This is a genomic window from Holophaga foetida DSM 6591 (assembly GCF_000242615.2).
GTDB classification, from domain to species: domain Bacteria; phylum Acidobacteriota; class Holophagae; order Holophagales; family Holophagaceae; genus Holophaga; species Holophaga foetida.
Genome location: NZ_KI912268.1, coordinates 1,212,091 through 1,236,294, shown reverse-complemented (window position 1 = coordinate 1,236,294; position 24,204 = coordinate 1,212,091). Strand labels below are relative to the sequence as shown.

The 24,204-nt window shown below is 63.5% G+C and carries 16 protein-coding genes and 2 riboswitches; of the genes, 7 read left to right on the top strand and 9 right to left on the bottom strand.

Translation table 11 applies throughout. From position 1 onward, the window contains the following. Nucleotides 1–20: 20 nt before the first annotated feature. From HOLFODRAFT_RS25490 to HOLFODRAFT_RS19560, 9 genes are all read right to left on the bottom strand, one after another. Nucleotides 21–1,910, bottom strand: coding sequence for a magnesium chelatase subunit D family protein (locus tag HOLFODRAFT_RS25490; protein WP_005036893.1), 1,890 nt, complete (start codon nt 1,908–1,910; stop codon nt 21–23). Continuing rightward, nucleotides 1,907–5,683: a cobaltochelatase subunit CobN gene (gene cobN, locus HOLFODRAFT_RS0205260; RefSeq protein WP_005036895.1), complete on the bottom strand. Its 3,777-nt coding sequence runs from the start codon at nt 5,681–5,683 to the stop codon at nt 1,907–1,909. The genes HOLFODRAFT_RS25490 and cobN overlap by 4 nt, the downstream gene beginning before the upstream one ends. Beyond that, nucleotides 5,589–6,716, bottom strand: a complete 1,128-nt coding sequence (locus HOLFODRAFT_RS19570; RefSeq protein WP_052572474.1) for a radical SAM/SPASM domain-containing protein — start codon at nt 6,714–6,716, stop codon at nt 5,589–5,591. Before HOLFODRAFT_RS19570 ends, cobN begins: the two co-directional genes overlap by 95 nt. Continuing rightward, nucleotides 6,707–8,176 (bottom strand): carbon-nitrogen hydrolase family protein, encoded by a 1,470-nt coding sequence (locus HOLFODRAFT_RS0205250; protein ID WP_005036898.1) that lies wholly within the window; start codon nt 8,174–8,176, stop codon nt 6,707–6,709. Before HOLFODRAFT_RS0205250 ends, HOLFODRAFT_RS19570 begins: the two co-directional genes overlap by 10 nt. Next, nucleotides 8,169–9,188 carry an ABC transporter ATP-binding protein gene (locus HOLFODRAFT_RS0205245; RefSeq protein ID WP_005036901.1) on the bottom strand — a complete coding sequence of 340 codons (1,020 nt, stop codon included), beginning with the start codon at nt 9,186–9,188 and terminating at the stop codon, nt 8,169–8,171. Before HOLFODRAFT_RS0205245 ends, HOLFODRAFT_RS0205250 begins: the two co-directional genes overlap by 8 nt. Further along, entirely contained in the window at nt 9,185–10,267 is a 1,083-nt protein-coding gene (locus HOLFODRAFT_RS0205240; protein WP_005036903.1) for an iron ABC transporter permease, read from the bottom strand. Before HOLFODRAFT_RS0205240 ends, HOLFODRAFT_RS0205245 begins: the two co-directional genes overlap by 4 nt. Before the next feature lie 99 nt (nt 10,268–10,366). Continuing rightward, a complete protein-coding gene (locus tag HOLFODRAFT_RS0205235; RefSeq protein WP_005036904.1) occupies nt 10,367–12,223 on the bottom strand; it encodes a TonB-dependent receptor plug domain-containing protein in 1,857 nt (618 codons plus the stop codon). Between the two features lie 27 nt (nt 12,224–12,250). After that, nucleotides 12,251–13,495 carry an ABC transporter substrate-binding protein gene (locus HOLFODRAFT_RS19565; RefSeq protein WP_005036905.1) on the bottom strand — a complete coding sequence of 415 codons (1,245 nt, stop codon included), beginning with the start codon at nt 13,493–13,495 and terminating at the stop codon, nt 12,251–12,253. Further along, nucleotides 13,495–14,769 (bottom strand): ABC transporter substrate-binding protein, encoded by a 1,275-nt coding sequence (locus HOLFODRAFT_RS19560; RefSeq protein WP_005036907.1) that lies wholly within the window; start codon nt 14,767–14,769, stop codon nt 13,495–13,497. The genes HOLFODRAFT_RS19565 and HOLFODRAFT_RS19560 overlap by 1 nt, the downstream gene beginning before the upstream one ends. Before the next feature lie 70 nt (nt 14,770–14,839). Beyond that, nucleotides 14,840–15,045: riboswitch (cobalamin riboswitch) on the bottom strand. Nucleotides 15,046–15,148: 103 nt separating this feature from the next. After that, a riboswitch (cobalamin riboswitch) is annotated at nt 15,149–15,344 on the top strand. Between the two features lie 354 nt (nt 15,345–15,698). On the opposite strand from HOLFODRAFT_RS19560, the gene HOLFODRAFT_RS0205220 reads away from it, so the two are divergent. The 7 genes from HOLFODRAFT_RS0205220 to HOLFODRAFT_RS0205185 are packed head-to-tail and all read left to right on the top strand — an operon-like array spanning nt 15,699 to nt 24,196. Beyond that, a complete protein-coding gene (locus HOLFODRAFT_RS0205220) occupies nt 15,699–16,433 on the top strand; it encodes an adenosylcobinamide amidohydrolase (RefSeq protein WP_211237934.1) in 735 nt (244 codons plus the stop codon). Continuing rightward, a complete protein-coding gene (locus HOLFODRAFT_RS0205215; protein WP_005036911.1) occupies nt 16,430–18,409 on the top strand; it encodes a TonB-dependent receptor plug domain-containing protein in 1,980 nt (659 codons plus the stop codon). The genes HOLFODRAFT_RS0205220 and HOLFODRAFT_RS0205215 overlap by 4 nt, the downstream gene beginning before the upstream one ends. A gap of 56 nt (nt 18,410–18,465) precedes the next feature. Beyond that, complete coding sequence (locus HOLFODRAFT_RS25040) at nt 18,466–19,245, top strand: energy transducer TonB (RefSeq protein ID WP_148300366.1); 780 nt, start codon at nt 18,466–18,468, stop codon at nt 19,243–19,245. 2 nt (nt 19,246–19,247) lie between these two features. Beyond that, complete coding sequence (locus tag HOLFODRAFT_RS0205200; protein WP_005036914.1) at nt 19,248–21,428, top strand: nitrogenase component 1; 2,181 nt, start codon at nt 19,248–19,250, stop codon at nt 21,426–21,428. Next, entirely contained in the window at nt 21,418–22,710 is a 1,293-nt protein-coding gene (locus HOLFODRAFT_RS0205195; RefSeq protein ID WP_005036917.1) for an oxidoreductase/nitrogenase component 1, read from the top strand. The genes HOLFODRAFT_RS0205200 and HOLFODRAFT_RS0205195 overlap by 11 nt, the downstream gene beginning before the upstream one ends. Beyond that, on the top strand, nt 22,710–23,411 hold the full coding sequence (locus HOLFODRAFT_RS22690) for a TetR/AcrR family transcriptional regulator (protein WP_005036919.1): 702 nt from the start codon (nt 22,710–22,712) through the stop codon (nt 23,409–23,411). Before HOLFODRAFT_RS0205195 ends, HOLFODRAFT_RS22690 begins: the two co-directional genes overlap by 1 nt. Nucleotides 23,412–23,461: 50 nt before the next feature. Continuing rightward, entirely contained in the window at nt 23,462–24,196 is a 735-nt protein-coding gene (locus HOLFODRAFT_RS0205185) for a MotA/TolQ/ExbB proton channel family protein (protein WP_026939062.1), read from the top strand. The last annotated feature ends 8 nt before the right edge of the window (nt 24,197–24,204 follow it).

Genomic DNA, 24,204 nt, shown 5'->3' with positions numbered 1-24,204 from the left:
TGGGTAGGGAGTTCGATGGCTCAAGCTTGGCTTCCTTTCACGATGCGGATGAGGTCTTCAGCCCGTAGATCCTCCACGGGCAGGCATTGGGCACCCAGGGCCGCCGCCACCTTAGAGGCTTGGCGGAGCCGGACGCCCCGAGTGTCTTCGGTGTCCACGACAATCCAACGGATGCGCTCGTCCTGGGCCACCCGGGTGGCGATGCGGCAGGTCTCCTCCATGCTCCCGGGACCTTCCAGACCGGCGTTGGCCCGCCCGTCACTGATGAGGATGGCCAGGGGGCGGAGGCTGGGCTCCCGGGTGAGGAGGGGGCGGAGGGTCTCATAGGCCTTGACGAGCGCCGAGGCCAGAGGGGTGCGGCCCCCGATGGGAAGCTCCTTGAGGATGCGGCTGGCCAAATCGATGGAAGCTGTGGGGGGGAGCACCAGCTGGGCCTCCCGGCGCCGGAAGGCGATGAGGCCCACCTTGTCCCGCTTCTGGTACGCGTCCAGGAGCAGGCTGAGGACGGCCCCCTTGGAGGCCACCATGCGCCCCCGGGCACCCATGGAACCGCTGGCGTCCACGACAAAGAGGATGAAGGAGCCGGTGCGGCGCTCCCGCACCTTGGCCTGCCAGTCCTCCCGTTTGACCACCAGCTTCAGGCTGCTGGTGGTCCGGCGATGGAGCTGGTGGGGTGCCGAGGCGCGCAGGGTGGCGTCCAGGGCCAGATCAAGGCCGTGGCGACAGGGGCGGGAGCGCACATAGCGCCCCCGCCGGTCGGCACTGCGGGTGCGCTGTCGGCGCCCTGAGCCCTTTCGGGCCAAGCGATCCTCCTGGGGACTCAGGTGGCGCACCTTGAAGGGTTCCCCCACCCCCAGCACGAGATCCTCATCCGGGGTGGAGCCCGGGGGAGGAGGCGGGGGGGCGGGGGCCTGATCCGGTTCGGGACCGGGTTCAGGCTCCGGAGGGACCGTCTGTGGAGGCGGCGGCCCCTCGGGAGGGGAGAGGGGATCCTGTGGCTGAGGATCCTCTGAATCTTCGGGTTCGAGCGGCGGAGGAGGGGGCGGGGCGTCCAGGCTGTCCCGACGGCGGTGAGTCAGGGCGAACTCCAGAACGGCAAGGACATCCTCTGCCGTGGCCCGATCGCGGCCCTGCCAGGCGGAGTGGGCGGAGGCCCCCTGGGCAAGGACCAGATCGGCGCGGTGGCCTGCGGTGTTCTGGGTCTTGCAGATCTCGGCGATGTAAGCCTGGACATGGCGGGGGACGCGGACCAGAGGAAGGAGCTGACGGGCCCTGACCAGGCGCTGGCCCAAAGCCGACTCCTCCTTGGCCCAGTGGGCGCAGAAGCCTGCGGGATCCCGCTCGAAGGCCTCCCGGGCTTCCATGAGGTCCACCCGATCCTCTGGCCGTTTCTCGGATTCGATGTCTACGCAGAAACCGAAGCGGTCCAAAAGCTGGGGTCGAAGGGAGCCCTCCTCCGGGTTCATGGTGCCGAGCAGGGCGAATTCGGCGGGATGCCAGACACTCAGCCCTTCCCGCTCTACCCGGTTGATACCCGACGCGGCGGCATCCAGTACCAGATCCACCAGGTGATCGTCCAGGAGGTTCACCTCGTCCACATAAAGCACCCCCCCATGGACCTGGGCCAGCAGGCCCGGTTGGAAGACGGGGCGGCCCTGGGCCAGGGTGGCCTCCAGATCCAGCCCCCCTGCCAGACGGTCCTCCGTGGCCCCCAGGGGCAACGTCTTGAAGGGAGCCTTGCCCGGGAGCAGGCTCGCCAAACCCCGGGCGGCAGTGGATTTGGCCGTGCCCTTCTCGCCCCGGAGGAGGACTCCCCCAAGCCGGGGCTGAACTGCGCTGAGCAGCAGCGCCAGCTTCAGGGATTCCTGTCCCACCAGGGCTGAGAAGGGAAAGAGAGGCCTACGGTTCACGTGGGTTCTCCTTCCAGGGCATCTTCCAGTTCGCCCTCGATATCCATGTAGGCGTCTTCCAGGTCCTGCTTCATCTCGTCAGTGGCGTTCCACATCCCGCGCTGGATGGTTTCCAGGAGCTTGTCCAGGATGTTCTGAAGGGCGTAGGGATTGACCTCCTTGAGCCACTTCTGCATCTCCGGGTCCAGGGCGTAGCGCCCCGCCACCCGCTCGTACATCCAGTCCTCCATCACATCCGCCGTGGCGTCCCACCCGATGAGGATGTCCAGAACCTTACTGATGTCCCCCGCCCCCTTGTAGCCGTGACGCTGGAGTCCCTCGATCCACTTGGGATTGAGGATGCGAGCCCGGAGGATGTGCTTGGTCTCCTCCTCGGTGCTGCGGGTGACGATGTGCTTGGGATCGGAGGTATCTCCCACCATGGCGAGGGGCTTGACCCCGCGCACCGTGGTGGCGGCCACGATGAGCCCGCCGTGGTAGTTGTAGAAGTCCGTGCAGGAGAGCATGTCCCACTCGCGGCTGTCCTCGTTCTTGACGGTGGCGTCCATGCGGCCGAGGAGCTTGCGGAAGGCCTGGGGCCTCACCTCGCCGTAGCTGCCCTTGCCGTAGGCGTGGGCCGAATAGCGGATGTAGGCCTCCCCCAGATCCTCTTTGGTCTTCCAGTTCTTGGATTCCACTAGCTCGGCGACCCCGGCTCCATAGGTGCCCGGGGGGCACCCGAAGACCCGGAAGGTGGCCAGTCGCCAGGCATCGTCTTCACCCAGGCCTTCGCTGCGGTAGCTTTCGGCATCGGCCAGAACGTGGGCCCGGATGTAGTTGCTTTCAGGGGCTTCGCCCAGGGCTGCCACCATGCGGGCGGCCCGGTCCAGCATGTCCACCAGGTTGGGGAAGGCATCCCGGAAGAAGCCTGAGATCCTGGGCGTGACATCAATACGGGGGCGCTTAAGCTCGGAAAGAGGCATGATCTCCAGACCTGAGACCTGGCCATTGGCCATCCAGAGGGGGCGGATGCCCATGAGGTAGAGGATCTCGGCGATATCGTCACCCTTGGTCCGCATGTTGGAGGTGCCCCAGACGATGATTCCCACGTTCTGGGGGTACTTGCCCTCCTCTTTCTGGTAGCGGGCCAGGAGGGCATCCCCCAGATTCTTGCCCACCTCCCAGGCCGCCGGGCTCGGCAGGCAGCGGGGGTCCAGGGAGAAGAAGTTCCGCCCCGAGGGAAGGATATCGGCCTGCCCCCGGGTGGGGGCGCCGGAGGGGCCGGGGGGCACGAAGCGCCCTGAAAGGGCCCCAAGGATGGAATCCATCTCCAGGGTGACTTTGCGGATCCGGGGTACCAGGCTCTCCGCCAGGTAGGCCATGACCTTCTGAAGCCCAGGCCGAGGCCCCCCGAAAGTGGCCTCCACCAATCCCTCCACGGCGGCAGGGTCGTACGCCGTATGGCTGAGGGCCCGCACCAGCTCCAGGGCCTTGGCATGGGCCTCGGCGATCAGCTGTCCCCCGCTGCGCCCCTGGAAGATCCGCTCGCCCCGATGGGCGATGACTTCGTCCAGGGTGGTTCCCATGGTGACAAGGATCTCCTCCCGCAGGCTGGGGACATCCCCGTTGGGGAGGCGCGTGAGCTGAGCCAGGTATTCCTCCAGGCGCTCCGGGGCTGGAACCTCTCCCAGGGTGTGGAGGCCGTCGGAGATCATGGTGTCTTCCAGTTCGGACAGCTTGGCGTGGAGTTTGTCCAGGAAGCCACCCAGGTCCGCCATGGCCGTTTCTTCATCCAGGCCCAGATCCTGATGGAGATCGGCCTTGACGGTGGCCTCCCAGACCATGCCCGCCAGGATGGGGAGCTTGCCGGGGTCCTGCCGGGCCGCCTCCTGGTATTCCGCCAGGACTCGGGCCACATCCGCTGTTTCCTCATAGAGATCAGCGTTGCGGAAGGGGGGCGTCAGGTGGTCCACCAGAGCGCAGGCCGAGCGGCGCTTGGCCTGGGTGCCCTCGCCAGGGTTGTTGATGATGTATGGGTAGATATTGGGCAGGTCGTGGAGGGCCAGATCCGGATAGCAGCCCTCGGAAAGGCCCAGGGCCTTGCCCGGTAACCACTCCAGGGAACCGTGGCAGCCCACATGGATGACGGCGTCGGCCTGGAAGACATCCCGGATCCAGCGATAGTGCGCCAGGTAATGGTGGGTCGGGCTGAGGATCAAGTCGTGGAGCATCTCCCCGGCCTTCTCCAGATCTCCCCTGGGGGGCTGGATGGTGAGGAAGACGTTGCCGTTGAGGAGGCCAGCGAAGTGGAGCTGATCCTCATGAACGAAGAGGGCGCCTGGCATGGCCCCCCAGTCGCCAGCCATCTTCTCCCGGACCTTCTCTGGCAGGCCCTCATGCCAGGGCATGAAGGTGGCGCGGTCGGCCTTGGCCTCGGCCCGGTCCGCCATCTGTTCGGGGGTTAGCCAGCGCTGGTCGCAGGTGAGGCGGCTCAGCATGGCCTGGGCGACGGCATCGGCGTTCTCGAAGGACTGGTCCAGGCGGTAGCCTGCGGCGTCCATGCGCTCCATGAGAAGGCGCATGCTCTCGAAGGTGTCCAACCCTGCGGCGCATCCGATCCGGTCGTTGCGGGGCGGGTAGTGGTGGAAGATGATGGCGACTTTCTTCTCTGCGTTGGCCTTCTGGCGCAGCATGCCCCACTTGATGGCCAAGTCCGCCATGCGCTCCACCCGCTCCTCGATGGGGACGAGCCGCCCAAGCAGGGCTCCGGTGACCGGATCCACCGTGTCCTGTTCCCGTGTGGCAATGGGGAGGGTGATCAGGTTGCCATCGAACTCCGGCTGGGCCGCCTGGAAGGTTACATCCATGCTGCTCATGCCCTGGTAGCTCTCCTCCCAGGCCTTGCGGGGCAGGCTGCAGGTCATGGCCTGGAGCACGGGCACGTCCAGTCCGGGCAGCACCTGTTCGAACGCCTTCTCGGTGAGGGTCATGGACATGCCCATGGCGCTCACCAGGACATCGATGCAGGCCTTGCCACTCTTCTTGAAATACTTCTCAACGACCTCGTCGGAGCCCAGGTTGCCCAGGGAGACATCCCGCATGCGGTTGCTGAAGACCGGGATGACATCAGCCCCCCTGGCCTCCAGGGCGTGGATCAGGGCCTCCACTGGGGCCAGGTTCTGGTTCAGCCAGTAGGTCTGGTAGAAGAGAACGCCGACTGTGGGTTTGCCCCCAAGGAGGTTCTGGCTGCGGTAGGTATCCAGATCCGGGAAGAAGCCCAGGTCTGGGTGGTGGATGCCCTCGTAGGGCACAGGGACAGGCTCGGGAAAGGGGGTATTCGCCCCCTTCAGACGGGCCGCCAGGGTGGCCAGGCCCCGATGAGTGTTGACGGCGCCCCCCCGGTGGAGGAGGGTGTGGAGCCCAGCCCAGGTGCCATCCTCCAAGCCGTCCGAGTGCTCCTGGGCCACCAGGATGCCATCGGCGTCCCCTCCCTGAGCCTGGATATGGATCCAAGGGACCTTCTCTCCAGTCGCCTTCAACTCCTGGATCTTCCCGAAGAGGGCTTCCCAGGCTGGGCAGGATGCCTTGCCCCCGTGCAGGGCGATGATTACGGCCTCGCTGGCCAGCGCCTCCCGCACGAAGGCGTCGACGCGGGCCTGGTCGTAGAGCTGGGCCTGAGTGCGGGCCCAGAGCCTGATGTCAGAGTCTTCCGCCTTGAGACGCAGAATGGCTTGACTGAGGGTGGTCAGTTCCGTCGCGGTGGCACTGAAGTAAGAGATACGGGTCTCGATCATGGGAGGTCCTCAGCAGGGCGGACGCCAGGGTCCGATAGATGGAACAGGTGATGGATGGACCGACTTCGTGTGCGAGGCGGGAGGGGCAGTCCCCAGGGCAGCGGCCTGCAAGGGGGCAGGTTTCGCATGGCCCATTGAGGCGGGTGCCGCAGAAGGTCGACCGAAGCTTCTTCCAGTCAGGGGCTTCCAGGGTGCCGACCTGCAACCCCGGGTTGCCCACCGATTGGCTGCAGGGATAGAGCCGACCATCAGGAGCCACCGCAAGGCTTTCTCCTCGGCAGGCGTGGCAATAGTCCGCGCTTCCACAGGAGGCCCCCGCCATCGCTTGCGGCATCAGGGCCTTCTCCACCAGATCCAGTTCCCGCCAGGAGAAGGGAGTGCGGCGCCTTGACTTCAGGCCCTGGACAGTCGTGAAAAGGCTGCGTATCCCCGCCACCACCGAAGGTGGAGTGGGAACCAGATCCGGACGAGCCGCCGCCCGCCCCAGGTTCACCAAAGGATCCAGCGCCAGGCCTCTCACATTTGGATAGGTGGACAGGGCCAGGGCCAGCTTTTCGAGGTGGGCCACGTTCAGGCTGGAGAGCACCGTGGTGACCCGGACCGGTATGTCCTGTTCGGCCAAGCGGCCAAGGGTCCGGTAGGATTCCAGGCCTCTTCCCCGACTCTGGCCGTGAACCGCCGGAGGGCCGTCCAGACTCATGCCGATGTCCACGCTGTGGGACTGACACAGGCGGATAAGGTCCTCTGTCATGCTGGTCCCGTTGGTCTGAAGGGCGATGGTCGCGGGCCACTGCTGATTGCGGATCCTCTCAACAACGGTCGTGATCACACCGGGAGCCAAGGTGGGTTCCCCTCCGGCGATCTGAACGTGGAAGGGCAGGCCCGAAGACGCCGCCAACGCCAGGGCGGCGTGGGCGGTGTTCCGGGACATGGTCTCGGAGCCCCGGGTCTGGCGGTAGCAGTAGACACAATCCAGGTTGCAATCTGCGGTGGCCCAGAGCACCAGATAGCGGATCGCGGGTTTCAGCGGCACAGGACCTCCAGATTGAGGCGGTCCATGATGTGGCGGCGTCGGTAGGCCGCCGAATCCAGTTTGATCTGCAAAGTGCCCGGATGTGTGCGGCTGAGTTCGCTCCAGGGCTCATGCCCCGGGGGGGGGAGGAAGAGAACGGACTCGTCCGGAGAGGCCAGAGCGACGGGGATCCGCTCCAGGCACTTCACGCCCAGCATCGTCCTCAGGTCGGGAGCGAGATCCTGGCAGGGGGCGAAAGCAAGGTCACAACCCAGCTTGGCCAGGGATACCGCCAGCTCGGGATGCAGGAAGGCCTGGGGTCGCACGAGCGCCAAGCGGAAGCCGTCCCGCTCGGCCACATGGAAGTCCTGATCCTCCGATAGGGTATGGATGCCCCAGGGGCCCACCAGGAAAGGGTTCCCCTCCGAGGAGCCAGCGATCATTGGCAAGTCCTTGGCGATCACTTGCCTCTCGACGTAATTCAGGATGCCGGTGGAAAGATCCCCCGGGGGAAGCATGGAGACAACCCCTTGTCTGGAGGGCGTCAGGACCTCCCTGATTTGGGCGTGGGCCTTCTCTGGGTGATGCTCGGGCATCAGCATCTGGAGATCCACCGGAGACGAGGGCGCGCTCCCCCAGAGGTACGTGGTGTCCTCCAGGCCGTTGGTGTCCCTTCCCAGAGGGCGGTAGTTCCGAGGGGAGCGGGTCTCCAGGATATGTTCCCGCCTGGAAGACTTCATCTGGCCGTTGCTCAAGGGCCATCGGATCAGAAGAGCGCGACTTTCGCTGGATCTGTCGTCCAGGAGCACCTCGCCCTCGCCGGTGACGGCGTACGAGGAGGCTTCGCGGCAATCCATCATCTGGTCCAGGCCCGTGCGGTTGCACCCGATGACCCCGAGGCCGTTCTCCAGGGCGCGGGCTCGCCAAAGGGTCCGGGGGTCAACCCCTTGGGGTGGCCAGTTGGCCAAGACCAGGATCAGATCCGTGCCCTGGAGGGCCAGGGTCCTGGCGGGCAGGCCGTAATAGCTGTCCGCGCACACCAGCATGCCGACACGCCCCCAGGGGGTGTCGAACCAGCTCCGGGTGTAGGGATTCCCCGGGGTCGCCCAGCGCCTTTCAGCCACCAGTTTCCGGTGGTGGGCGGCGGTGCTGCCGTCCGGGCCGATGGCGATGGCGCTGTTGTGGAGGAGGCCTGTTTCCGGGTCCTGCTCCAGCATTCCGATGCAGCAGAAGACTCCGTAGTGGCTGCAGATCTCTCGCAGCCCTGTCAGGGTGGGACCATCCAGGCTTTCCGCGAAGGGCTCGGCCTCCTGCACACTGGGGAAGCTGTAGCCTGAGATCGCCATCTCCGGAAGCACGATCAGGCGGCTGCCCTTCTGGGCCGCCTTCCTCACACCCTCCAGGATGCGGGACCGGTTTTCCTCCGGACGGGCATGCTGGACGGCCATGTGCAGGAGCGTGATGGGAAGCCGTCTATTCATGGACTGCCTCCAGGGTGTTCAGGAGCTCCTCTACCCCATCCCCCGAGCAGGATCGGCTCCCGGCAATCTCCCAGTTCAGTCCCTCGCCTTCAGCGGTGAGGAGCCGGATGTGTAGGGCGGCACCCCCTTGCTCGCTGATCTCGAATCCAGCACGTTCCAGGGCGCGGCGGGTCCATTGGTTGGCGACCCCCTCGCCCTCCAGGGAAACCTGGCCCCGGGATGGGCGGTCCAGGTGGAAGGCCCCTCGCTGGGGGTCAAAGGAAAGGCCGCAGCTTTGGAATGTCTCGGCGAAACCGCCGTCCAGCACCAAGTCCTCCGGGACGCCGTCCCGCAGCTGGCCAGAAGGCGAGAGGAGCCAGAGTCGGTCGGCACTGCGCAGGGATAGCTCAAGGTCGTGGGAGGATAGAAGAATGATCCGCTGTTTCTGCCGGGCGAGGTTCCGCAGAAGATCCATCAGCTCTACCCGACGGGGCAGGTCCAGGAAGGCCGTTGCCTCGTCCAGGATCATGATCTTGGGATCCTGGGCTAGGGCCCGGGCGATCATGGCCTTTTGGCGTTCCCCGTCAGAGAGCTCACACACGGGGCGGAAGGCCAGGGCCTCCAGGCCGACAGAAACGATGGATTCTTCTACCGCAGACACGTCCTCGGTTCCCAGGCGCCCGGACCAGCCCGTGTAGGGGTGGCGACCCATGGCCACCATGGACCAGACCGGCATGTTCCCCACAGGTACCCGCTGGGTCAGCACAAGACTCATGCGCTGGGCTAGATCCCTGGGCTTGAAGGATGCCATGGGGGTGCCGTCGAGCAGAACCTCCCCCTCCAGGGGTGGCTGAAGTCCGGTGAGCGTGCGGATCAAGGTGGATTTGCCTGCGCCGTTGGGCCCCAGGAGGCATACGAAGGAGCCAGCGTGGAGACCCAGGTTCAGATCACTGGCCACGACCCGATCCCGATGGGCTCCCATGCGGTATCCGATGCTGAGCTTGCGGAGTTCCAGCAGGGCTGATGATTTCATGCTCCAGCCTCCAGCACCTGACGACGGCGCAGAACGACCCCCAGGACGAAAGGTGCCCCCAGGAGAGAGGTGATGGCATTGAGGGGAAGGGCCGTGCTGGTCCCAGGGGCCTGGGCGATGAGGTCCGCCGTCAGGGCCAACCCTGCCCCCATGAGAAGAACGGTGGGGGCAAGCACATGGTGATCCGTCGTGCGCATGAGCATGCGTGCCAAGTGGGGCACGGCGATGCCCAAAAAACCGATGGGGCCACAATACGCAGTGACACTCCCTGCCAGGACTGAGGCGCTCACGATCAGCAGGAATCGGGAGCGGCGCACCTCCAAGCCCATGCTGCGGGCGTACCCCTCCCCCAAGAGCAGGGCGTTCATGGCCTTGGCTTGGCTCCAGGCCAACATTCCCGCCAGGAGAATCGCCGGGGCGAAAATTCGCAGTTGGCTCCAGGTGACGCCCCCGAATGATCCAAAGGTCCATCCGATGTAGCGCTGGAGTTGCTGTTCCTGGGAGAAGTGCATCAGGATCGTCACGAGGCTGCTGGCGAGGTAGCCCGCCATAATGCCCACTATGAGCAGGGTCAGGCTGCTCTCCACCCGTCTGGCCACCATGAGCACCAGTCCCATCACGGCCATGGATCCTAGGCTGGAGGCGATGATCAGCGAGAATCCCGCCCCGGCCACCTGGGCCACACTGGCGGTCCAGCCCACCGCACCGGCTGACATGACCACCAGAGCCACTCCCAAGCTCGCCCCGGAGTTGATACCCAGGACGAAGGGATCCGCTAAGGGGTTGCGGAAGATGGTCTGCATTTGAAGCCCCGCCATGCCCAGGGCGGCCCCGGCCAGGGTGGCCGTGATGGCCCTGGGCAGGCGGAAGAGGAGGATGATGTTGCGCCAAGACTCCGGGGCCTGGGCATCTCCCAGAAGAATGGAGAAGACCTTGGCCGGGGGGATGAAGATGGAGCCCAGACAGAGTTCCAGGGCAAAGATGCAGAGGACCAGGATGGGCAAAAGGACCCAAGCAAGGCCCCAGAGACGGTGGAGGCAGGGGTGACCCCCTGTGGGGAGAAGGCCGATCTTGTTCATGAACTCACGCGAAAAGAAGCAGCCATCCTGACCGCATAGCCCGCTGTGCGAAGGCTCATCAGGCGGGACGTCTTCCAAAGAGAAAATTTCATACGATTCTCACCACCGGGCCTGGATGCCTGTGTTCACTCGGAATCCGTCGTCCGGATAGCCCTGGTGGGATTCGAAGGATGTGTTGAAGAGGTTGTTCACCTTGAGATACCAGTCGAATAATTTTTTATTAATTCTGAACGGCTGGGTGATGCTGAGGTCCATGCAGGTGTAGCCGTGGAGTTCCTGGGCGGGTAGGTTCTCTCTGGATGTGAAGCGCTTCCCTTCGTACCGCAGAGAGGACTCCAGGCGGGTCTTGGCGCGCTTCAAGCTGTACTGAACGGTCGTCTTGGCTTTGACCTTGGGCGTGTAGGGCAGGTTGTCTCCCGTATCGCTGTTCTCGGACTTCTGGAGAATCAGGTTTGCCTCTCCCTGCCAGCCAGCTTCCCAAGACTCTTTCCAGGAGATTTCCACGCCCTGGCGCATGGCTTTTTCCAGATTCATGGGGCGATAGATCAGGTCTGCCCCCCGTACGGCGCTGATGAGATCCCGGGTGTCCGTCCTGAAGAGGCTGAACTGGAAGAACAAGGCCTTGCCCTGCCTGTATTCGAAGCCCAATTCGTGGGACCAGATCTTTTCCTCCTTGAGGTCCGGGTTGCCTCGGATCTGGTCCACGGAACCGTGGCTGCTCTGGTAGAGCTGCTCAAAGGAAGGGACGTTAACGGTGTAACCGCTGCGACCGCGGAGGAACAGGTGTTCCGTGAGGCCCCAGCCGATGCCCCCCGTCATCCCCGGGTTGAAGCCAAAGCCCGTGGTCTGGATTCCCTTGAGTCCCAGGGTGGCGGTCCAATTGCCAATCCGCTGGTCGTACTGGCCCCCCAGCATGGCGGTCGTCCGTCCGTGCTCCCCCGCCAGGGTGTGCTCCATGTTGTCCCGTTCCAGGAGCCCGCTGATGCGGGCCTCCCAGGTCCCCTGAGGTTCCGTGAGGGTGAGCTCGGACTTGAGGCCTCCTTTGCGATCATCAAGGGTATAGACCGGTCCGGCCTCCGAGCGATCCTTGAGGGTGGTGGTATCCCCGTATACGTTCAGACCATAGGTGCCCTTGTCTCCGAGCATGCCGGAGATGCGAGTGTCCACGGAACCCTTGTGGTAGCGCTGGCGGGCATCTGGCGTGAGTTTGTCTGCGGGGCCGGAGGACCCGGCTTCGGAGGTGAAGTATCTGGCGTTCACTTCGTATTTACGGCCTCCCTCTCCGTTGCGGTTCCAGAAGGCCCCCATGCTGCCATCGGTGCGGTCGCTGTTCTGCCGCTTGCCGTCCCGGTGGTTACCGGTGGCTGTCAGCATCAGTTTGCCCCCGCCTGCGCTGAAGGAGTGGCTGCCGCTCCCCTCCATCAACCCGTAAGAACCTCCCCCAAGCTTGAGGTTGCTTCTTGGCTGGCTTTTTTTTTCGGAGGCTGTGTCCCGGGTGACGATATTGATGACACCGTCGCTGCCGCCCGGCCCCAGCCACACCGGAACCGGGGGCTTGAAAACGGTCACTGATTCGACGATGTCGATCGGAATGGCGCTGAGGTCCTGGTTGCCATACATGTTGCTGTTGAGGGGCCTTCCGTTGAGCAGGATCATCACACCCCCGGTCTTGCCAGAACCTCGAATCGAGATGCGGGTGCCCGTGCCGGGGGAGGGCTGGACGTCCACGCCGGGCATGGTCTTAAGGATTTCCTCCACATTCGGGAGGTTTCGCTGGAGGATCTCGGCGCGACCGACCTGCTTCACATCCTGGGGGTGGTTCTGGACATACTCTGCGAGCACCTTGTCGGCGGTGACCACCACGGGCGCCATGGTCTGAGGCTCCTCGGCAGCCCCGGGAAGGCAGAGGGCCGCCAGGGCCAGCGTCATCCATGGAAGGGGTTTGGGTATGAACATTTCAATCCTTTTTGTGTCGTGAATGTTTCATGGTTGCGCCAGGGGCCTGAGCCAGGCGTGCCAATACAGCGCATGGTTCGGCAGGAGTTCGGGGTGGAAGATGGCGATGAGGTCCGCCAGCACCAGATCCGGATTGGCGGATCCGTTTTCCCAGTAGTCGCTCCCGCCCCAGGGGCCCAAACGGGCGCCGGTGGTGAAGACCTTGCCCTCCCGGAAGGCCTTGAATAGGCCGTACCGCGGATCCGTGTCCTTCATCTCCTGGAGGGTGTGCAAGGAACTTCCGGTCATGTGGAGCATCCAGAAGTCGGCGTTCCGGGCGCGATCAAGGACTGTCTCAATCTTGAGTGCGCGGCTGCCTGGGTTCGGGTCATCCCCCAGGAGATAGGTGGCTCCGGCGTCGCGGATATAGGCAGCGAGGTAGCTTCCACCCCCTGGGGCATACCAGGAACCCCGATAGTCCATCTCACAGAGAACAGTGGGGCGGTGGAGGGCCTTCCGGGCAAGGGCTTTCTGCGCTTCGTAGCGGGCTTCCAGCTTCGCGAAGTGCGCCTCGGCCTCGGCATCCCGGTCCAGGAAGGCTGCCACGAACTTGATCCATTCGGCGCGCCCCAGGGGAGTATTCTCCATGTAGTCTGCGCATAGAGCGACCTTGAAGCCTGCCTCTCCCAGCTTCTGATGTTTATCCAGAGAGGAATCCCCGGTGCCCGTAGCCAGGATCAGGTCGGGGCTAAGGGTGAACAGGCGGTCATAGTTGAGCATCTTGTTCATCCCTGGGGCTCCATTGGAGACCTCCTGGATCTGGCCGCTTCTGATGCGATTTGCAAATACTGGCGTAGTGACATAACGGCCGCTCGCCACTCCCAGCACCGCTTCGATCCTGTCAAGCGTCACAAATGCCGGGAGGCAGGAGGTCGTGAGTAGAACAACCCTGCGGATGGGTGTCTCCACAAGGATTGCCCCAGGTTCGGCTGCTTTCGGATGGCTGCCCCTGGGGACAAGCTGGTAGACGAAGGCCTCTGTCGCATCCCGCCAGGGCTGGTTGACGCGGATGATTTTGCAATCCGAGCGGTATTCCAGAGTGAAACGCCGAGCATGGCGGATGGTGGCTTGCCCCTGCTGGGGAATCGTGGACGCGGCTCCGATCTTCCCAGGATGCCCGCGGCGGGCGGTGGACACAGAATCTGCAATTCGAAGGAAGCTCCAGGCCAGCCCCAGGGTCAGAAGCGCCAGCCCCCCCCAGCGGATCCAAGGATCGCTCTTTGGGGCCATCATCAGTGCCCCCTCTGGCGGAGCCAGTGGTGCCAGCGTAGTTTGTGGCCGGGTGTCAGTTCGGGATGGAAGATGCTGATGAGGTCCGCCAGGACCAGATCCGGGTTGGCGGATCCATTCTCCCAGTAGTCGTTGCCGCCCCGAGGGCCAAGGCAGGCATTGGTATTGAAGACCTTGCCTTCCCGGAAGGCCCGGAAGAGGGTGCATCGGGGGTCGATGTCCTTCAGATTCTGGAGAGAATTCAGGGAGCTGTCCGTCATGTGTAGCATCCAGAAGTCGGCATCTCTGGCGCGGTCCAGGACTGCGTCGATCTTGATGGGACGGTAACCCGGGCGAGGGTCATCCTTCAGGATGTAGTCAGCTCCGGCGTCTCGGATATAGGCGGCCACATAGCTCCCACCCCCCGGGGCGAACCAGGCCCCCCTGGCATTCATCCCACAGAGAACCGTGGGGTGGTGGGCGGCCTTGCGCGCCTGGGCTTTCTGGGCCTCGTAGCGGACCTCCAGCTTCGCAAAGTGCGCCTCAGCTTCGGCATCCCTGTCCAGGAAGGCCGCCATGAACTTGATCCACTCCGCACGGCCCAGAGGGTCGTTTTCCATGGACTCGGCGCAGATGGCCACGTTGAAGCCCGATTCTCTCAACTTCTCCTGATGGTCCAGGGCCGGATTTCCCTTGCCTGTGACAAAGACGAGGTCGGGCTTGAGGGTAAAGAGGCGGTCGTAGTTGAGGTGCTTCTCCATGCCCGAGATGCTGTCGGCGATCTCCTGGACTTGGCCATCCCGAAGGCGCTCCACAAACGCTTGGGTGCAGACCTGCCTTGCCCCGGCGATTCCCACTACGCTCTCTACGCGATCAAGAACTACAAAATCCGGGAGATGGGTGGATGCGAGCAGGACAATGCGTTTGACGGGAATTTCGATCAGGATCGCCCCGGGCTCCTCGCTTTTTGGGCGGCTACCCTTGGGGACGAGCTGGTACGTGAACCCTTCCCTGGCCCCCTGCCAGGGGGTGTTGACCCGGATGACCTTGCAGTCCTTCCGGTATTCAATGCTGAATCGCTGAGCGTGTCGGACCGTGGCCCGGCCTCCCTTCAGAACCGTCGAAACGGTGCTATTCGGACCGCTTCGCTTGAGGGTTTTCCCCACTGCCCTCGCGACCCGAAAGGAGCTCCAGACCAGGAGGGCCATCAGGAGTGCGGCTCCGCCCCATTTGGCCCAAGGGGCCCGCCGCTTCGGGGTCGGCTCCACCCTGCCTGACTGGTGTTCACCTGCAACCATCTCGCGGCTCCTCGCGCGGGCCGAGAAGTGGGCGGGTGGCTACCAGTGCCTCCCGCCCGCTCCCTCGGCGGGGGTTGATGCGCTGGGCCGGTCTCCGGACTTGCGATTTGGCTGGATCCTTTCGGTTCCTCCGAGTCCTTCCCGGTTTCCCAGTGGTCTCGGCTACAGGCCGCGCGCCAGAGGCGCGTCGCATACCGTTGCGGGGCAGTGCCGGATTCTCACCGGCTTCCCGAACACCCTTCGCTAAATTGTAGGACCACATTAGCATGCTGGTATGACTAGCAACAGTTTTTTTGTGGCAAGTATGTGGCGTATCCAAAAGTGATGTTAGGTGAAATTTAACGTTGACACTCTCGCGGGTGGATCATTAGTATGACCAGGATTGATAGTCCGCCCAGGTGCCCGCAAGGGCCCAACAGGGAAGCCGGTGAGAATCCGGCGCGGTCCCGCCACTGTGATCGGGAAGCGATTCCCCCCATCGTCACTGACAGGAATGTCGGGAAGACGGGGAGCCGCGATGGAGCCAGTCTCCGAGACCCGTGAGCCAGGAGACCTGCCTGAGCGGTTAGGCCAAAACAACTCCGCGAGGGCTCGGAGGGGCTGGGCGAGCGATGCTCGCACCCGCTTCTGCCTGCCCCCCACACCAGGGGGTCAAAGTCATGACTGGCAGCTGATTCATTCACAGGCAAACAGGACAAGTAGGGCTCCAATTGGTCATGGGGCAGCTGAAGGCTTGTCGCTTTTAAGTGTTGATTATGAGGAAGTTAATGAATCGTGTCGGTGCGCTCAGGTGGATTTGTTATATTTTTGTCATATTTTCTATTAAATGCAATATTTTTGCATTAGATGTTCCAACGCTCTCCGAATGCCTGGACGCCAAGGCTTCCATCGTCCGAGCCGAGCGGAACAGGCTCTGGGAGAAGACACTGGTGGTGAGATTCCCTTCCCGCAGGCGGGCCATCTCTACCAACGACGGCATCCTGGATGTTCTGGCTGCGGGAAACCACGCGGCCCAGCCTGCCCTCTGGCTCCAGGTCGAGGAAGCCATGAAGACTCCCCAGGAAGTAGGTGGGAAGGTCTATGCCCGAACGATCCAGGAACAGATGGCGGGTCGGCTGGGCCTCCGCCCCGGCGACACGGCCATGATGGCCACCGCCGCAGACTTGGACAACGGCGCGGTCGTGACCCGCACCTTTCCCCCATTCACGGTCACGGTCCTGGCCACGGCGGGGGCCCGTGGCAATGCCTTGCGGGCGGGCGTGGATGAGGGCACCTACATTGAACCGGACCCGGCTTTTCCAGCCACCCTTCAAGCCAAGGCACCTAAGCCTGGCACTATCAATATCCTGATCCTCACCAATGCCCGGTTGACGGACGGGGGCTTGGCGCGGGCCATCATCACGGCCACCGAGGCCAAGACCGCTGCCCTGGAGGATCTGAATGTCTCCAGTAGCTGCACCAAGGGGGTCCAGGCCACGGGCACCGGCACGGACAGCATGATCGTTGTCTCAGGCACGAGTGGCCCTCTGGTGACCTACCCCGGGGGTCATAGCCGCATCGGGGATCTCATGGCTCAGGCCGTCCATCAGGCGGTCCTGGAGGCCCTGGGCAAGCAGAACGGATTCAAGAAAACCCAACCCACCCCTCTCAAGGAGAAGCCATGAACCCCCTTTCCCATAAACACACGCTTCCACTGGGGCTTCTGCTGGCCACTCTGCCCAGCGCCGCTGCCGAGCCTGCGGATCTCCAGGAAGTGATCGTCACGGCCACTGCCGTCAAGGAAGCCAAGAAAGACGTGCCTGCCTCTGTCCAGGTTGTCTCCCAGGACGATATCAAGAACTCAACCTCCAGGAATGCGGGGGATCTGATCGCCGAGGCGGGCATTGGCCACGTCACAAAATACAACGGCTGTCTGACTGGTTCTATTGGTATCCGGGGACTCCAAAGCAACTGGTCCAGCAGTTACACCAGCCGGGTGCTGATCCTAATCAATGGCAGCAGGGCTGGCACGGTTAACTTGGCTAAGATCCCGGCTCAGGACATCGAGCGCATAGAGATTGTCAAGGGACCAGCCTCGGTGCTATTCGGATCGGCTGCCATGGGTGGTGTGGTCAATATCATCACCAAGGAGGGAACCAAGGATGGCTGCCATGGTGCCCTTGGTGTTGAAGGCGGCTCCTGGGACTACTGGAAGGTCTTTGGGGAGGCTCAGGGCAAGGTTGGGAAGTTGGATTTTTCCGCAACCCTGAGCCGGGAAGGGCAGGGCGACTACGAGGCTGCGGACTACGGGACGATTGAAAACAGCGGATACAAGGCCGAGACGCTTTCGACACGCCTGGGATACGAAATCGCGGCAGGGCACCACCTGTCCCTGGGGTACCAGCACTGGAAGGGGTGGGATATCGGCTCCCAGGGAGCGACTTACTCCGCAGACCCCGATGACTACAACAACAAAAAGCGGGACGCCTTGGACCTGAATTACCGCACTGAGTCTCTGCAGGCAAAATACTACTATGTGGCGGATCGGGATGAATGGTACAGCAACGCGGACTACTCCTCAGGTCCCGGTACTGACGCTCTGGACAAGACCGACACGGACACCCAGGGCCTGAGCCTTCAGAAGACCTTCACCGTGGGGGACCATCGCATCGTTACCGGGGGTCAGTGGGACCGAATCAAGGTTCAGAGCGTTCGGACTGCTGGTTCTCCCTACAACCCCAACTCCCGCTACGACAGTTATGGAGCCTTCGCCGAGGGGCGCATGAGCCTCCTGGAGAAGCGGCTCCTGGTGAGTGCGGGCCTGCGCTTCGATCGCTTTGAGAACAGCATCCTGGATACGCCTGGCCTGAGCGGCATGACAGCCAAAGATGACAGCCTCGATCACACCACGGTGCGGGGTGGCGTGGTCTACAAGCTCACCGAGAGCATCACCATCAAGGCCAATGCCGGAACCGCCTTCCGGGCCCCCGCCCCGCTGGAGTTGGCTGCGGACTACTATTCCTGGGGCACCCACTATGTGGGCAACGCCGGGCTGAGCCCCGAGAAGAGCACCACTGTGGATATGGGGATCGAGGTGGTGAAGGGGGCCTTCCGGGGGGACGTCTCGTATTTCCACACAGACTTCAAGGACAAGATTGTCAGCTACTACAGTTCCGCCCTGACTGCCTCGACCTACCGGAATGCGGGGGAGGCCAAGTTGGAAGGCTTCGAGATGAACGCCAGCTATGATCTGGGTGCGGCCCTGAGGCTCAGGATGGTCCTGGAGCCATACGCCCACATCAACTACCTGACCCGCTTCGAAGAGAAGGCCAGCGGTGCATGGAGCACGCTCACCTCTACCCCCAAATGGAGCGCTTCGGCGGGTATGAAGCTGGGCCAGGAGTCCTGGGACGCCCAGTTCATTGCTTCCTACCATGGCCACGAATGGGCCACGGACTGGAACAGCTCCAGCAGCACCTACGGGCTGAACATCAGCAAGGGCGGCTTCGTTCTATTGAGCCTGAAGGGGGCCTACCGTCCCCTCAAGGCCATTGAGTTGACGGCCTCCGTGGAAAACATACTCAACCGCTGCTATGAGTACAACCTCGGCTACCCGATGGCCGAACGGACCTTCGTGGGCGGCGCCAAGTGGCTTTTCTAGGGATGCCCAGACGTCTTATGGGGAAGCCGCTGGCATTCCCTTTTTGGAGTTGAGCCATGACTCCCGGTTCCTTGAATGATGCCCTGCTGGATGCGGTCTACCGGGATCACCTCTCGGGTGACCTCCGTCGGCCTTCCCGCATACTGGTCCTTTGCCTTTTTGGGGTCGTTACCGGGGCACTCCTGGGACTGGGAATCCTCTGCCTCCGTCGCGGGTCCTGCCAACCCGAGCGCCGAGTTGTCGGCATTTCCATCCGGGAAGTGATCAGTGATGAGCCCCCACCGCCACCGCCACCCCCTCCGGCCGGAGGGGGCGGTGAGGCGAGACCATCCCCTTCGCAGGCCAAGGAAATCGAGGAAAAACCAACCGAGCGGTCTCCCGAACCCACGGATATCCAACAGCCTTCAACGCTTCCCCAGGCATCACCAACTCCAGCAGGGATTGGTGTGCCCGGGGGTGTCCCTGGGGGAGAGGTTGGAGGGGTAGTGGGTGGTGTCGTTGGCGGCAAGAAGGGCGGCGTGGTGGGGGGGGGGCTCGGGGGAACCGGCAGCGATGTGGTCCCCCCGAGGGCGGATGCGGCCTATCTTCGCAACCCCGCCCCTGTCTATCCCATCTATTGCCGCCGGGCTCGTGAAACAGGCACGGTGGTACTCCGGGTCCTGGTAAAGCCCGATGGTCATGTGGACCAGGTGGAGATTAAGGCCACCAGTGGCTTCCCCCGTCTGGACGCAGCGGCCATGGATACCGTCCGGCGCTGGATCTTTGTGGCCGCCCATCGAGGTTCCGAGGCAGTGGCCGCATGGGTCCACGTTCCCATCACCTTCAATCTGGAGTAGTCATGAAGCAGATCGCCATCTACGGGAAGGGCGGCATCGGAAAGTCCACGCTTTCGGCCAATCTCTCGGCAGCCATGGCCCTTCAAGGGGCCAAGGTCCTCCAGATCGGGTGTGACCCGAAGCAGGATTCCACGCGGCTCCTCCTTGAGGGGCGGCGGCTTCCGACCGTACTCGACTACCTGAGGCATACCGGCCCCTCTGGCCGGAGGCTGGAAGACGTGGTCGAGCGGGGCTTCGCGGACATCGACTGTGTGGAGGCCGGAGGACCTGAACCCGGTGTCGGTTGTGCCGGGCGGGGCATCCTCAGCGCCTTTCAAATGCTTGAGACCCTTGGCCTGCAGGAACGCGGGTACGACATTACCCTCTATGACGTCCTGGGGGATGTGGTCTGTGGAGGCTTCGCGGTCCCCCTGAGGGAGGCCTACGCAGATCTTGTCTATATCGTCACCAGCGGCGAGTTCATGGCTCTCTATGCCGCCAACAACATTCTCCGGGGAATTCGCAATTTTGAGAGTGGGGGCTACCGCGTGGGAGGCATCCTCCTCAACCGTAGGGGGCTCCCGGACGAGACGGATCGGGTGAATCGCTTCGCGGAAGCGGTTCAGGTGCCCCTCCTTCTGGATCTTCCGAGAAACGATGTATTCATGGAAGCGGAGCGCAAGGGGCAGACGCTGGCCCAGGCCTTTCGCGATCATCCCATCACAGCTCAGTTCGGTGGTTTGGCCACAGCTATACTCCAAGGTGGCTGGAGCTTCCCCGCCCGCCCTCTGGACCCCGAAGTGCTGGAGTCCCGGATCCTGGGACACCATGTGGCCATTCCTGCAAGACCTCCAAGCCCGGAATTGCCGATTCGTGAATCGGCTCCCATTGGGGCCATCGGGAATGTCCCCCAGGGGCGATACTGGTCCAAGAGCGTCCGCAGCCAGGAAATCCTTCACGGCTGCGCCTTCAATGGCGCGGTGCATACAGCCCTCCAGGTGAAGGACAGCCTGACCCTGGTCCACGGGCCCCGGAGCTGCGCCTTCATCTCCGAGCATGGGCGGGGGGCCTCGGCCCGAAGGAATTGGTTCAGGCATGGACTGTCACCGGTCGCGGCGCTCGCCGCGCCACTCCATTGCACCGCCATGGATGAACGGGTGGCCATCTTTGGCGGAGGAGATCTGCTTGAGGCTGGGCTGGATGATGCGATCCAACGGGCACCCAATACCATCTTTGTGGCCACGACCTGTGCTGCGGGAATCATCGGCGACGATGTGGAACGCGCCCTCACCGCCCGCCAGGGGGGCCTAGTTGGCCTGTCGGTGCTCCCCCTCAAGGCCGACGGAAATCTCACGGGCGACTATATGCAGGGCATCATTGACGCCGTCGTGGGCATCGCGGAGCGCTTCATCGATCCGGAGCAAAAACCCGAGGGTAATTTTGTCAATCTGGTGGCTGAGAAGAATCTGGCCACCAATACCGAGGGCAATTTCGTGATCCTGAAGGCTCTCCTGGGGGCGCTTGGGATTGGCATCAACTGCCGCTTCATCCGGGACACCTCCACGGAAGAGATCCGGGGGTTCAAGAAGGCCAAGCTCAACATCCTGGCCAGTGAGGACGCCATGGGGCGCGCCGTCCGGGACTTCCTGGTGGACCGCTTCCAGGTACCCTTCCTAGAGGTTCCCTATCCGGTCGGTTTCGGAGCCACCTGCCTCTGGCTCCAGACCCTGGGGGAGCTATTCGGGAAGGAGGGAGAGGCGAGGGCACTGATTGCCGAGAACCTCGAACGCTACGAGCAGGGCATCGAGCGCCTACGCCCCGCCTTTGAGGGACTTCGGGTTCTGATCGTCACCCCGAACCACCGGGTGGACTGGATCCTGGAATTGGCCCTGGAATTGGGGATGGAGATCGTGAAAGTGGGCATCCTTCCCTCCGCTTGGGACGACACGTTCCACACGCGATACGCCCGCCACCTGCCGGTGGTTACCGGATATACCCGGGAACAGCGGGATCGGGATATCCGTGAACTGATGCCGGATCTGACGCTGGCCAACACGGTCTGGCCCACCCAGCCAGCGGAATGCCGGGTGGAACTGCTCCCCTACTGCCCCGATGCGGGTTTCTTTGCTGGATTGGACCTGGCGGAGCGGTGGCGTCGATCGCTGCTGCTCCCCCCCCGGGAGGGATGGCGCAATGATCTCTGAGAATGGAACCCTGATACAGACCGAAGTGCCGGACGGTCTGACCGGCGTCCTGCTGGGACTCGAAAGCTTCGGGGAGGGGGACGTGATCCTCCATGGCCCCACCGGGTGCCGGGGGCCTCACAGCTACCTTTCCGAGCACATGCGCCCCCGGGGGGATGCCCGTGAACGCATGAACTATGCTGATCCATTCTTCTTCGGTCAGCCGCGCATCCCCACTACCTCCATGGACGGCAACGATATTGTCTTCGGCGCCAGGGCCAAGCTGGAGGAATCCCTCAAGGTCATCGCAGGACGAGGCGATGGGCCCCTGGCCATCGTCAATTCCCCTGGAGCAGCCTTGATCGGGGATGACCTCCGGGCTTGCGCCGATGAAATCCTCCCGGGACGTCCCTGTGCCATCGTAGAGATGCCCGCACTTTCGGCCCCCTTCGCCGTCGGCTTCCAGAAGGGGCTCATCGCCATGCTGGAAGCTCTGGACCTGGAGCCCGCCGCCGTTCAACCCCGCACGGTGGCCCTGCTGGGGCTTTCCCTGTCCCACGCCCGTTGGGAAGGGAGCCTGGAGGAGCTGCATCGCCTCCTTGGCCTCTGCGGGCTGGAGGTCGTCTGCGCCCTGGGGGCTGGGGCGGATGGGGAAGCCTGCGCTCGGATGGCCTCAGCGGAGGTCCTGGCGGTGGTCCATGCCCCTTTTGCAGACGCAGTAGTCCCATGGATTGGAGCGAGGTTTCCTGGCCGTGTCGTGGAAGGCCCTCTGGGCGCTCCCTTGGGATACGCCGCCACTGAAGCGTGGATTCGCGCGGTGGCGGAGGCGGCGGTGGTCGACCCGAACCCCGCCCTGGAAGATATTCGCCAGGAGCGTCGTAAGGTCGCCCATCTCCTGGACCGATGTGTCGGCTCTCTGGAGACCTTGAAGGGGGCGGCTTTTGCGGTCCATCTTGAAGCTTCCCTGGCCCTCCCCTTGGTTCAATGGCTCCATGGCTATCTAGGAATGTTGCCGGTCTCCGTGGTGCTCAGTGACGGGGCCGATTCGGAACTGGCCCAGCAACTGCACGTTTGGCTTCAGGCCCATGGCCTGGGTGATGCCTGGGGGCGTTCCTGGCGTCAGGGGGAGGTGGACATCCTCTTCGCCGATGGGGCCGCAGCCATGCTGGCCCGGAGTTTGGGCATACCGGCGCTAGACCTGGAGTTTCCCGCCGATCCGATCCCGGACTTCCTGCCCAGGCCCCTCCTCGGAGTGCGGGGTGCCACCACCCTCCTGGAACAGGTGATTCGGGGCCTATTCTGATGTCTCCAACATGCCCGCAGGACCTCCCCGCCCGGACCCCGAGGCAATTTCCAGGGGGGCGGAGGGCTTGGCGCCGTGATCAGACTCGGATTCGGATCCTGGAGGCAGCCGCTCAGTGTCTCCAGGAGCGGGGAGTCGAGGGGCTTCGGATCCAGGATGTGGCCCAACGGGCCGATGTGGGTTTCGGAACGGTATACAGCCACTTCCGCTCCAAGGAGGAGCTCGGAAGCCTGCTGCTCGCCCTTCAGGTTCACAACCTTGGGCGCCACTGCTTCATGACCACCCTCTGTCTCCACCGCACTGAGCCGATCCGGGGGTGCGTGCTCGCCACCCGTCTCCTTATTCACGATCTTCTGACTGAGCGTCATTGGAGGAGCTGGGTGCCCGCCCCATCCATCCTGGTGGATGCCCTGCGACAGGGCCTTCCGGTCTTCGGTTTCAGGCGGCTTTGTTCCATGGCGGAGAGCGGTAGGCTCCTGACCCTGGCCCAGAGCGACACCCTCTGGGGGCTCCTCCTCTGGATGATCGTGGGCACCCTCTGTGATTATCCCGAAGGGCGTTCGGCAGACGAACAGGAGCAGGTTCTGATGGAACGCATCCTCGCCATGCTGGAGCTTCCCATGGGTGAGACCCGAAGCCTGCTCCAGGAGCCCTTGCCGAACGGGGGGCCAATGGATGTCGACTTTTTCTTCACTCCCTGATCAAGGTTCCTGTCGGAACGGCCCTTTGTCTATCTCTTCAAGGACTTGTCATGTGTTCTTTCCCAGCTTCCCTCCTGAACCTTGGCCTCGTGGAAGGGGCCAAGGGCGATGCCTTCGGCCCAGCCGCCATCTGGGCCGCCGCCTCGATTCCCAACAAGTGCATCATCCTGCTGCTGATCGCCTTGTTCCTCTTCCAGATCTACTTGGTGATCGAACGGGCCACCATGTATGCCGCCAGCGCCTCCGCCTCCCGGAAGTTCCTCAAGCTCTTCATGGACACCCTGCGCCAGGGTGACTTCGAGGCCGCCAAGCGCGCCGCCGCCACCCACCAGAGGAGCCACATCGCCCTGGTGCTGAAGCACGGCCTGGACATCTACCAGTACGAGAAGCAGCTCCAGGCCACCCACGAGAACCATGATGTGATCAACCCCGTGGAGCGCGCCATCGAGCGCGGCACCTCCGAGGTCACCGAGCTATTGAAGAAGGGCATGGGCACCCTGGCCACCATCGCCTCCGCCTCCCCCTTCATCGGCCTGCTGGGCACCGTGATCGGCATCATCAAGGTCTTCTCGGACCTCAAGACCAAGGGCGCCGGGGATATCAACGCCCTGGCCGGCTCCATCGGCGAAGCCCTGGCCACCACCGCCCTGGGTCTCGTGGTCGCCATCCCCGCCGTCTGGTTCTACAACATCCTCACCAACAAGCAGGACCAGGTCATCACCTCCATCAACAACGCCGCCTCCCAGATGATCGACGAGTTCATCCGCCGCGAGAGCCGGGCCTAGGAGAAAAC